Origin of the sequence: Ochrobactrum sp. AN78 (assembly GCF_029909885.1) — a bacterium.
Classification (GTDB): Bacteria; Pseudomonadota; Alphaproteobacteria; order Rhizobiales; family Rhizobiaceae; genus Brucella; species Brucella quorumnocens.
In genome coordinates, this window is the sequence record NZ_JASAMU010000007.1 from 206,047 (window position 1) to 217,472 (window position 11,426).

An 11,426-nucleotide genomic window follows, 5' to 3' on the forward strand; every position below is an offset into this window, starting at 1 on the left:
CGGTATATATCCGGCTCCGCATTGTACTGGGAGCTACCGCGATCAGCGCGATAGCGGCGGGCAGTTTATTCCTCGGTCTTTTTCACATTCCAGAAGACCGGAACGGGAGAGCCGAGCATATCAACGACGTTGGAGCGGCGTGCCTGTGGTGGGTTATACTCGCCAAGTGGAATATAAAGCACGTTCTCCAACGTATGAGCCTGTATCTTTTCGACAACGGCCTTCTGCTCTTCAGGCGTCTTGGCGGCGATATATTCCTTCTTCAGCTCTTCAATCTTGTCATCCTTCGGCCAGCCGAACCAACCCTGATCGCCACGCCCATTCAGCATCACGGAGTTAAGCGGTGTGGCAATTTCTGGAATCTGCCAGTTGGTGAAGAAGATGTTCCAACCACCTTTCGACGGCTCATCTTTTGACGCGCGACGACCGACGAGCGTCTGCCAGTCCATCGGTTGCATATCGACGGTGAAGCCAGCGGCACGCAGTTGCTGTGCCGCGACAACGGGTTGAGGCGACAGACTGGTAACATCAGTCGGCTGCATCAACACAACCGGCTTACCATCATAACCGGCCTTCTTGAGCAGTTCCTTCGCCTCTTCAACATTACCCTGCGCGGTGATGCTGTCTGCGCCGACATTGGTAGCGTTAGGGGTACCGCAGCCAAAAATCGCACCACAAACCTGGTAGTAATTCGGGTCAGCCATCAACGCCGCAAGCACTGGCTCCTGCGACATGGCTAGGAAGGCCGCGCGACGAATGTCGGGATTATCGAAAGGTGGATGCTTGAAATTGAGGCGTCCCATCGTCTGATAACCGAGCGGATCACGCTGTTCAAGAACAACGGAATCGTCGCCATCAAACAGCGGCACAAGATCAACCGGGATCTGTTCAACATAGTCGATTTCGCCACTCGTCAGCGCATTCACGGCAGTTTGGGCGTCTGTCATTGTAACCCAGCGCACTTTGTCGACATTGACGACCTTGCCGCCTGCCATCCAGCTGGCTGGCTCGCTGCGCGGGACATAATCTTCATTCTTAAGATAGCTGACGCCGACACCGGGCTGGAATTCTGCCGGTACAAACTTGAACGGGCCGGAGCCGATATGTTCCGTAATCGCAGTATCTGCCGAGGTTGCTGCAATCCGCGCTGGCATAATGAACGGTGGCAAAGCCGCCTGCTTGGAAAGCGTATCGAGGAAGGGAGCGAACGGCTCTTTTAGTGTCCAGACGAGAGTCTTGTCGTCGGTGGCTTTCAGAGAGTCAGTGATATCCATGATCAACTGGCCACCGGCATCGCGCTTGGCCCAGCGTTCAAGTGAAGCCACCGCATCTGCTGCCGTTACCGGCGCCCCATCATGGAATTTCAGGCCATCGCGCAGCGTGAATGTATAAGTCTTACCGTCGTCCGAAACGGCCCAATCTGCCATCTGAGGCTGTGGCTTGAAATTTTCATCAACTGCAATCAACACATCATAGATCATATATCCATGATCCCGAGTGATATGGGCTGTGGTGATGATCGGATCGAGAATACGCAAATCAGAATGCATAACGGCAGTGAGCGTTGTTTCCGCCCATGCATTGCCTGCGCCAAGCGCAATCAGGGAAACAGCTACCCCGTATTTCAGTTTACGGAGGATGGGGCCAGGCTGTGGTGATTTGAAAAACTGCATCTACTTGGTTCCTCTGAAGGTTGTTATTATTGTTTTATTTGAATTCTTCTCCCAACGGCTCAAGGCGAATACCTGAGCGCAAATTCTTCCATGATAATTGTGCCGGGCTAAGCGGCATTGCACCCGGCGCGGTGCAAACAAGGAGCTTTTCAGCAATAGGTGCGAAGTCGGCGCGGAAATGCACAGAGCTCTTATTGACCAGAATGGCTTGCTGTTCCGGTTCAATGCCAACCATGCGATAGAGCGCGCGATCCGCCATCTGCGCGAGATTGGTTGTTACAACGACGCGTGTCCCGCCAAGCCGCAGGCAGGCAGATGGCCCCATATTTAACCAGGTGCCACCGTAATAAGGCCCGGTCGCATGTACCTTGCCGTCGGAGAGCTTTTCTACAGTAAACGTGGCCACGAATGGCTCATCGCCATCAATTCCCGACTTGCCGCCAAGTGAGATTTCAACCTCCGCACCCTCGCCTGCCTGATGCGCGATGTTTGCCGCTTCAGGATCGTGGATACAACCAATGGCGGCTCGTTTTGCATCGCAGGCTATTAGCGCGCGAAGCATCCCTGTCGTATCAGAGCTACCGCCTGCGCCGGGGTTGTCCTGCGTATCGGCAATGATGATAGGACGAGATGCATCTCGCGCCAGCTCGATTGCTCTCTCAACTCCCTCTTCCGGCTGATAAGAGGTACCTGCGAAAGACGCCTCAGCTGCGGAAAGTGCAGCCATAATGTCATCTGCACAGTTCTCAACCGCCTGCTTATCCCATCCGTAAGCAAAGACAGAAGGACCGCATTCCGCGAAATCGGCGGCGGGAAAGCCCATGAAAAGAGACGCTGTCAGCACTTTTTCAGGTACATCGACCGTCAAGCCATACAGGTCTTTGGCGGGTTCTTCATCCGTGCATTGCCATGCGATAGGAATGAGATAATCACCTTGCCGCATCGCCTTGTGCCAGCCATCGGACTTGTCCATCAATGCCTGTAAGGCTTTAGCTGACCGATAGCCGGTCTCGGCCATATCGACATGCGGATAAGTGCGGAATCCGACCATGACGTCGGCATATTCGAACATACGACGCGTGATGTTGCCGTGCAGGTCAAGCGCTACCGACAGCGGTTCACTTGCACGAACAGCACGCACGCGCTCAAGAAGTTCGCCCTCGCCGTCGTCCACATGTTCGGCAACCATCGCGCCATGTAAGTCGATGAAAATGCCATCGAGCGAACCGCAATCCTTCAATCCCGCAACAATCTCGGAAACGATTGTTTCGTAAGCATCTTTGGTGACCGGTGCAGATGGAATAGCCCCAGCCCACAAGATCGGCACGACTTCCCAGCCCGCTTCCTGTGCAAATTTGAGTGCACCAGCAATGCCTAGATTGACGTTTTGAGCATTCTCGATAATCGCGTCACCACGCGAAAGGGGGATATATCCGCCACCCTGAACGAACGCTTTCATGGTTGCCGGAGCGGCAGCAAAAGTGTTCGTTTCATGCAAAAAGCCAGCTACAGCCACGCGTTTTGACACGAGCGTACTCCCATTTTCCTGATTTGCCCCCTCGGGCTGCAATGTGTATCTGTCAGCGATACATCTATATTGATTTTTCATGATAGGGATCAAATTTGATCCTTGTCAATCCTTGGATCTGGATTAAAGCTTTTTCCCATGAACACATTTCGAGACCTGCGCGGCATATCCAGTTTCGATCCGGATGAAGCAGAAGCTTTTAAGGATGACCCGTTGTTTCTGCGCTCGGTCGCACGAACTGTTGCAGTCATGTCTGCATTTCAAAGCGCGCGACATCCCTTGTCACTCAGTCAGGTTGCAACCGCAGCAGGCATTGATCGCAGTGCTGCCCAGCGCATTGTTCACTCGCTTCTGAAGTTGAATTTGCTGGCTCGCGACCCGGAAGATCGTGGTTATCTGCCCGGCTTGCGCATTCTCGACATGACCCACGATTTGTTGCGGCTCAACCCCATGTTGCAGCGCGCAAATCCAGTTATGCTGGAACTGCGACGCCGTGTCAGCGAGCGTGTTGATCTGTCTCTTTTTGACGACGTTCGCGTTATCTACGCCCTGCGTATGCCTTCAAAACATGAAGTCTTCAGTGCAACCATTGTTGGAAATGCTGTTCCCACCTATTGCACGGCGGGTGGCGTGGCCATTCTCTCGCGGCTGCCAGACACGACGATTGCCGACATCGTCAATCGGTCGGATATGACACCTTTCACGCAGCATACTGTCCGCGATCTTGAAGGCGTGATGGAATATGTTCGCGCCACGCGCGAACGCGGACATTCCCTGTTATGCAAACAGCTTCTCAATCATGAAGTTGTCATTGGCGCGCCCATCCTAGATTGGAAAGGCGCCCCTGTTGGCGCAATCCATGTGGCGGGTAGCCTGCAGGAATGGACAGCCGAAGGCTTCAGCGAAAGTTTTGGGCCGCTCATTCAGAATGCAGCCCAAACAATTTCAGAAAAATCCTCTCCTTTTGACAACAGAAGAACAGAAGAGGAATAAAAATACCGGGCTAATAGCCCGGTATTTGTGTCGATTAGTCTTCCTTGATCATGCTGTCTTTGCTGGTATCGCGCATTCTCAGATAGACGATCAGCGAAATACCGATCATAACGGTTACGTACCAGTAGAAGCCACGCTCCCAGCCACCGTTCTTGAAGCTCAGCGCTACATATTCAGCTGTCCCGCCGAACAGGGTGTTTGCAAGGGCGTATGGCAACGCCACACCAAGGGCCCGGATATGAGCCGGGAAGAGTTCCGCCTTCACCACCGCGTTGATCGAGGTATACCCAGTTACAATGATCAGGGCCCCCATAACCAGCATTCCGGCAACCCATGGGTCACGCGTCTGCTCAAGTGTCGCAAAGATCGGATAGGTAAACAGTACACCCGCCGTACCGAAGGCAATCATCAGTGGCTTGCGGCCAATCTTGTCCGATAGAGCACCCGCAATAGGCTGCAGGCACATGAAGATGAACAGCGTAACCGCGTTGATCTGACTGGCCACTTCACGGCTGAAGCCAGATGTGTTGACCAGAAACTTCTGCATGTAAATCGAGTATGCGTAGAAGGCGAGCGTACCGCCAGCCGTCAGAAGCATGACCAGTGCGGTTTCCTTCGGATGATACTTGATCAGTGTCCAGAAGCCAGACTTCGGTGCATCTTTGGTTTTCGCATTCTTGAAGCTCTCGGTTTCAGCAAGACCACGACGCAGCCAGAAGACAACAACGGCAAGCAATGCACCGATGAAGAACGGAATACGCCAGCCCCAAGATTCAAGGGCAGAAGTTTCCATTGTGCTCTGAAGCACGATCAGCAGCAGAATTGCCAGAAGCTGACCGGAGATCAGCGTCACATATTGGAAGGATGAGAAGAAGCCACGACGGCTCTTGCCAGCCATTTCAGAAAGATAGGTCGCGCTGGCACCATATTCACCACCAACTGACAAACCCTGCATCAGGCGTGCAAGAACCAGAAGCGCCGGGGCGACAAGGCCGATACTTTCATAACCAGGTGTAAGGGCAATAATAAGCGAGCCTGCGCACATTAGCGTCACGGACAGCGCCAGACCCGCCTTGCGGCCCTTGCGATCAGCATAGATGCCCATGATCCACGCACCGATCGGGCGCATGATGAAACCAACGGCAAAAACTGCAGCAGCGCTCAACAACTGCGCGGTCTGGCTCTCCGACGGAAAGAAATGCGGTGCGAAATAGAGCGTGAAAGCTGCGTACACATACCAGTCGAACCATTCGACCAGATTACCGGTCGATCCACCAATAATGGATTTCAGTCGGCTATTGGTGCTCGGCGCATCACTCCGTTCGGACGTTATTGAGACCATGCGGTCACTCCTTCAAATCTCACGATTTTTGAGGTTCACCCGGCATGAGCGCGCCATAAGCTGCGCATATTTCCGGGTGTTTTTGATTGCCTTCAGGATTGTCGCTACAGCGCCCCAAAAGGGCTTAAACACGCGAGAACCCGGGTTGGAAAATGGGTTTGAATGATCGGTTCTAGATCCGCACCCCTTGGTCAGGCTGGCCTTCAGTTTCCTGCGCCTGCATCGCGACACCCAGGTCACTTTCAAAAAAATTGGGTGAGAACAAAGATAAATTCTTGTGGTTGCACGGATTAGCTCCTCCCTACGAAACTCCCATTTTCGAAGTAGTGCTAAAATGCGGGACATAGCTGCCGACCGCCAGAGGAACGGATTAAAAAGTTTAGTTTGTTGAATTAACTCGCAGAATCTAAATTCTGACACATTTGAATTATGAATTTTGCGCAAAATTCTGCGTGACATTCTCTGAATAAATGCATAATCCTGCACAAATGGAAGGATCTCAGAAACTCAGCAGAATCCTGATCATTGTAATTGTCTTTGTGATGACTGTCGGCCTCTGGACGGCTGCGCGGTCATGGACGGAGACAAACGCGCTTGATCGTTTGAGCGACGACGCGACACTTGTTGCGCGTCAGCAAACCCGTCTTATCGATAGCGAGCTTGCCAAATTCCGTCTGCTTCCGGTTGTTCTAAAAGAGTATGGCGATCTTCACGACGTCCTCGCTGGTGAAACGCGAACAGCGACAGCGCGACTAAACGAGAAGCTGGAATTCCTCGCTTATGAAATAGGCTCGCCGATAATTTATGTCATCAAACGCGATGGCACCGTCATTGCTTCTTCCAATGCTAACACGCCCGAAAGTTTTGTTGGCCGCAATTACGACTATCGTCCCTATTTTCAAGGCGCAATGGCCGCAGGAGCTGCTGAATATTACGCGATAGGCGATCTCAGCGGGCGTTTCGGTCTATTCCTAGCAAGGCGCCTTGGCGATGAAGCCAATCCCGTTGGTGTGGTGGTCGTCAAATTTGAATTTCACCGGCTTGTTCAAACGTGGTCGAACGATCCCGGCCAGACATTCGTCGTTGATCCCCGTGGTATCATATTGGCATCCACGGATAAGGCAGAAGACCTTCGCTCGTTTCAACCCATCGCCGAAGCAGAGCGCACCAAGATAAGCCAAAGCGGACAGTTCAGCGTCGCAGACTTACAACCAAGCCACTATGCTCTTGAGCCTGAAAACATGATGCGCGGACCTTCAGGTGCAAAATTTCTCACTGTGAGCGAACCAATTGCCGGAACAGAGTTGAGGCTTCTCCACGTTGAAGCCGTAGGCCCATCAATTCGAGCAGCAAATGATCTGGCGAGACTTATCACTGTGGCAGCGCTACTGATCCTCATGGCGATTGCCGGTGCGGTTTATTGGCGAGTAACGCGCGCGGCACGCCTGGCTGCAGACCGAGCGGCCCTTGAAACCGCAGTTGCAGAACGCACAGCCGAACTGAGTGCCGAAATGGCCAAGCGCGAGCGCGCCGATAAACGCTTTCGGGAAGCACGCGAGGAACTGGGACAAGCAAACAGGCTCGCCTCACTGGGGTCTATCACTGCGGGTCTCGTCCATGAGATCAACCAACCGGTCGCGACCATTCAAACACTTACAGAAAACGCACAGCACCATCTGGCGAAAGGTAAGCTGGACAAAGTCGCAGCCAATCTTTCCACATCCATTGAACTCACTTCCCGTATTGGTTCCATCACACAGGAAATGCGGCGCTTCGCAAGACGCGGGCACCGTGATTTGGCTTCGGTCCGTCTTGATGAGTTGATAGAAGGTACGCTTCTTCTGATGGGCGACCGCTTTCGCAATGCTGGCGTGACGCTTGAAATGCCCAATGGATCTAATTTTTGGGTTCTCGCAAATCGCGTGAGATTGGAACAAGTATTGGTCAATCTCCTGCAAAACGCGCTTGATGCCGTTGCCGGACAATCTGAACGGCGCGTCGCCTTGTTCATATCGGAAGAGGACCAATTGGTATCCCTGATCGTTGCCGATAATGGACCCGGCATTGATCCGGCATTGGGTGATGAAGTGTTTAGCCCCTTCGTAACGGGAAAGCCGGACGGCTTGGGCCTTGGGTTGGGTATTGCCCGCGACATCATGACAGAACTCGAAGGCACATTGCGTATCGTGTCTTCCCCATTGGGCGGCGCAGCCTTCTCTGCTACCGCAAAGCGAGTACAACAAACATGACAGGCACTGAACCACTCCGCATCATGTTGATCGACGATGACGCGGCCTTCCGCACAGCGCTAGCGGATTCTTTCGAAATCGCTGGACTGGATATAGAGACCTATGGTGATGGACAATCGGCACTAGCCAATCTGAGTGCCGACTTTCCCGGCATTGTCGTCACAGATATCCGGATGCCACGCATTGATGGTCATGCGGTGATGGAAGCGCTGCTAACACGCGACCCTGAGTTACCGGTCATTCTGATGACCGGACACGGCGACATTAGCTTGGCGGTGGCGGCACTCAAAAAAGGCGCGTTTGATTTCATCGCGAAACCCTTCGCTGCCGATCACATGATTTCGAGTGTTCGACGCGCATTGGAAATGCGCCGTCTGGTTTTGGAAAACCGCCGCCTTCGCAAGGCTGCTGCAGAAGCTGAGCAGGATTTCCCACTGTTGGGCGAAACGCCTGTCATGGTGCGATTACGCGAAACCATCCGCCAACTCGCAAGTGTCGACGTAGATGTACTGATAGAAGGCGAAACGGGCACCGGAAAAGAACTTGTTGCGCGACTGCTTCATCGTTGGAGCGCCCGCCATGCTCGCGGCTTTGTGGCAATCGACTGTGCGGCCCTACCTGACGCGATTGCCGATGAAGTGCTTTTCGGCAACAGGATTCAGCGTGGGCGTATAGCCGATGCTGACCGCGGCACCCTGTTCTTAGATGAAATCGACAGCATGTCAGCAAGCTTGCAGGGCAAGCTCTTGCGTGTCGTCGAAGAACGTGAATTGCCGTCCATGACGGGCGAACCTCGCGCCGTCAATCTGCGCATTATCGCTGCCGCCAAGGGCGATCTCGAAGGTGCCGTAAATGCCGGACGTTTCCGCTCAGATCTTTTCTACAGACTCGAAACCGTGCGGCTCCGCATCCCGCCTTTGCGTGAGCGCCGTAAAGATATTGGGCTATTATTCGCTTATTTTCTCGATGAGGCTGCAAACCAGTTTGGCCAACCGCGCCCAGATATTAATGCAACCATAGAGGCCCGGCTCAACGCCGATGAATGGTTGGGTAATGTGCGCGAGTTGCGAAATTTCGCCAAGCAAGTGGTACTGGGATTAAGTTACGACGCAGCAGGTAAACCCTGTTCTCTCCCGCTCACGGAACAGATAGATCAGTTTGAAGCCAAAATCCTGCAAGACACGCTTGCACGCCTGAATGGTGATGTCGGGGACGCTGCCGAATTGTTGCAGCTACCGCGTCGCAGTCTCTATGCCCGACTACAACGTCTCGGCATCGATGCTTCTTCATTCCGGAAAAAAGAGACCACATAAACGTGCATTGAGGCCGAATGCTTTATGCACTCTCGCGCTTCACCACATCATACCCGATATCGACGATTGCATCAGCTGCGCTCACGCCAGAGACACGATCAACAATCATTGCCATGCTCTTTACGCCCATTTCGTAGGCGTTCGGCTGGATCGTCGATAGACCCGGCGTTATTTCCGACGCGATTTCGTAGTCACCCCATCCTGTGACAGCAAGACGTTCCGGCACTTTCCATCCTAGACGCGTGCATTCGAATATCACACCAGCCGCCACGATATCCGTAGGGCAAATCACACCATCGATATCAGGATCGATACGGCGCAGGGCTTCAAGCGCCTTAGGACCAGCGCCAAAACCATCTGCCTCATCCACAATGCAGACCCGGTGATGCTCCAGACCTGCTGCGGCCATAGTCTCCTCGAAAGCTGGCAGACGGTCGCTATATCGACGTGCGGATGCACCACCATATCCGACAAACCCGATACGACGGCAACCTCGTTCGACGAGAAGACACGCCATTGTCCGTGTTGCATCTGTCATGGAGTAACCTACCGCCATGTCGAGGACATTGTCAGTGACCCAGCCCTCTACGACTGGTGTCTCGGTCTTCCTGATCAGATCAATGGCTTCTTCTGAATGCTGGTTGCCTACCAGTGAAATGCCTGCGACACGCAGACCGATGAATGTCTGAATTGCAGCGGTTTCGTCCTGTCTGGTTTCCGCAAGTTTGAGTATCAACTCATAGCCGCTCTCGCTGGCGCGATCCTGCATCCCACGCACATACTTATAGAAGCTCGAGTTCTTCATCGACGGAATGACTGCGCCAATAACCCGGCTCTGCCCGGAGGAAAGGATGCCTGCAGAATGGTTCGGAACATAACCAAGTTCCGCCGCGACCTGAAACACGCGCAACCGCGTTTCCTCTAGTACTCGCTCAGGATAACGGAACGCATTGGATACGGTCATAGGCGATACGCCAGCGGCCTGTGCGACCGACTGCATCGTTATGACATTTTTGCTGCGAACAAAGCTATTCATGGTCTAACGCACCAAATATTCTCATAAATGTTACTTCGCAAGGTTTTATATACTCTGAAACAAACGAAACGCAGAAAACCTATCCTTGACGAAATCGGTTTCAAGGTCGATTGTAGCGCTACAATATATTGTAATGCTGGAAATGCACATGATCTTTCTTACAGACATCGGGGCAAATCGCGAGATGCGCTCATGAGCTTGCATTCGCAAGACGGAGCAAGCGCCCTCGTGCTGAAAGCCGTCACGAAGCGTTTCGGCGCCAATATTGCTGTCGACAGTCTTGATCTAACCATCGATGCAGGAAAACTCGTTTCACTGCTCGGTCCATCTGGATGCGGCAAGACAACGACCTTGCGTATGGTTGCGGGATTTGAGGGTGCAGATTCAGGTACAATCCACATCGGCGGAACCAATGTGACCAATCTTCCGCCTCATCGCCGCCGTCTCGGCATGGTTTTCCAGAACTACAGCCTGTTTCCACATAGAACGGTCGCGGAAAATATTGGCTTCGGTTTAAAGATGCAGGGCGCGGCAAGAGCAGAACGCTATGAACGCATCAGGTCGATGCTCGATCTCATCCAGTTGTCTGGCCGTGGCGATGCTTTTCCCTCCCAACTTTCGGGCGGTCAGCAGCAGCGCGTGGCTCTTGCGCGTTCGTTGGTGGTGAATCCCAAAGTTTTGCTGCTTGATGAGCCCTTAAGTGCACTCGATAAATCCTTGCGCGAAAGCATGCAGTTTGAAATCCGCGCCATGCAGGCTCGCCTTGGCATTACCACTCTTCTTGTGACGCACGATCAGGAAGAAGCGCTTTCCATGGCCGACGAAGTCGCTGTCATGAACAAGGGGCGTATTCTCCAACTTGGAACACCGGGCGAGATTTACGACAAACCGCAGAGCCGTTTTGTTGCCGAGTTTCTTGGGGCCTCGAACATTTTCGAGGGCCAAGCATCACCAGACGGTGCATCCCTCTTAGTCGGTGGAAAGCAGGGAAGCGTGGCTCTTCCCCTACCCACTCTGCAACCCTCATCACAGCCCCTTACGCTTTCGGTGCGGCCAGAGCGCATCGCGCCGGTCGCAGATGGCAATGGCCTATTGAATGGCCGGGTCGTCGGCGCAGTGTTCCGTGGAAACTACGCGGCTTATCAGATCGATGTTCCGGCGCTTGGCCGGGAAATATTCATCTACCGGCAAGCGGAAAGCCGCCTTGGCGAACTCACCTATCATCTCAATCAGGAAATCACGCTCGGCTGGAACCCACAGGATGCGGTCGTCGTAACATCAGAATGAACTGA

General features: G+C 53.3%; 8 protein-coding genes. 4 read left to right on the top strand and 4 right to left on the bottom strand.

The genetic code is table 11. From position 1 onward, the window contains the following. Positions 1-65: 65 nt before the first annotated feature. Both QBD00_RS15110 and QBD00_RS15115 read right to left on the bottom strand, forming a co-directional pair. A complete protein-coding gene (locus tag QBD00_RS15110) occupies positions 66-1,673 on the bottom strand; it encodes an ABC transporter substrate-binding protein (protein WP_318579930.1) in 1,608 nt (535 codons plus the stop codon). A 34-nt stretch (positions 1,674-1,707) separates the two neighbouring features. After that, positions 1,708-3,201 (bottom strand): M81 family metallopeptidase, encoded by a 1,494-nt coding sequence (locus tag QBD00_RS15115; protein ID WP_318579931.1) that lies wholly within the window; start codon positions 3,199-3,201, stop codon positions 1,708-1,710. A gap of 138 nt (positions 3,202-3,339) precedes the next feature. Between QBD00_RS15115 and QBD00_RS15120 the strand changes: the two genes are divergently transcribed. Then, complete coding sequence (locus QBD00_RS15120; RefSeq protein WP_318579932.1) at positions 3,340-4,194, top strand: IclR family transcriptional regulator; 855 nt, start codon at positions 3,340-3,342, stop codon at positions 4,192-4,194. 34 nt (positions 4,195-4,228) lie between these two features. Here QBD00_RS15120 and QBD00_RS15125 read toward each other — a convergent pair whose 3' ends face one another. Then, a complete protein-coding gene (locus QBD00_RS15125; protein ID WP_151094624.1) occupies positions 4,229-5,536 on the bottom strand; it encodes an MFS transporter in 1,308 nt (435 codons plus the stop codon). 542 nt (positions 5,537-6,078) lie between these two features. Between QBD00_RS15125 and QBD00_RS15130 the strand changes: the two genes are divergently transcribed. Both QBD00_RS15130 and QBD00_RS15135 read left to right on the top strand, forming a co-directional pair. Further along, positions 6,079-7,785 (top strand): sensor histidine kinase, encoded by a 1,707-nt coding sequence (locus QBD00_RS15130; protein ID WP_412535037.1) that lies wholly within the window; start codon positions 6,079-6,081, stop codon positions 7,783-7,785. Beyond that, positions 7,782-9,098: a sigma-54 dependent transcriptional regulator gene (locus QBD00_RS15135; protein WP_318579934.1), complete on the top strand. Its 1,317-nt coding sequence runs from the start codon at positions 7,782-7,784 to the stop codon at positions 9,096-9,098. The genes QBD00_RS15130 and QBD00_RS15135 overlap by 4 nt, the downstream gene beginning before the upstream one ends. Before the next feature lie 22 nt (positions 9,099-9,120). On the opposite strand, the gene QBD00_RS15140 is transcribed toward QBD00_RS15135, so the two are convergent. Next, positions 9,121-10,134: a LacI family DNA-binding transcriptional regulator gene (locus tag QBD00_RS15140; protein ID WP_318579935.1), complete on the bottom strand. Its 1,014-nt coding sequence runs from the start codon at positions 10,132-10,134 to the stop codon at positions 9,121-9,123. 192 nt (positions 10,135-10,326) lie between these two features. Between QBD00_RS15140 and QBD00_RS15145 the strand changes: the two genes are divergently transcribed. Continuing rightward, on the top strand, positions 10,327-11,421 hold the full coding sequence (locus QBD00_RS15145) for an ABC transporter ATP-binding protein (RefSeq protein ID WP_318579936.1): 1,095 nt from the start codon (positions 10,327-10,329) through the stop codon (positions 11,419-11,421). The last annotated feature ends 5 nt before the right edge of the window (positions 11,422-11,426 follow it).

Coding starts and splice junctions, on each gene's coding strand:
- QBD00_RS15110 (WP_318579930.1), bottom strand. CDS start 1,673: ATGCAGTTTTTCAAATCACCACAGCCTGGCCCCATCCTCCGTAAACTG.
- QBD00_RS15120 (WP_318579932.1), top strand. CDS start 3,340: ATGAACACATTTCGAGACCTGCGCGGCATATCCAGTTTCGATCCGGAT.
- QBD00_RS15125 (WP_151094624.1), bottom strand. CDS start 5,536: ATGGTCTCAATAACGTCCGAACGGAGTGATGCGCCGAGCACCAATAGC.
- QBD00_RS15130 (WP_412535037.1), top strand. CDS start 6,079: ATGACTGTCGGCCTCTGGACGGCTGCGCGGTCATGGACGGAGACAAAC.
- QBD00_RS15135 (WP_318579934.1), top strand. CDS start 7,782: ATGACAGGCACTGAACCACTCCGCATCATGTTGATCGACGATGACGCG.
- QBD00_RS15140 (WP_318579935.1), bottom strand. CDS start 10,134: ATGAATAGCTTTGTTCGCAGCAAAAATGTCATAACGATGCAGTCGGTC.
- QBD00_RS15145 (WP_318579936.1), top strand. CDS start 10,327: ATGAGCTTGCATTCGCAAGACGGAGCAAGCGCCCTCGTGCTGAAAGCC.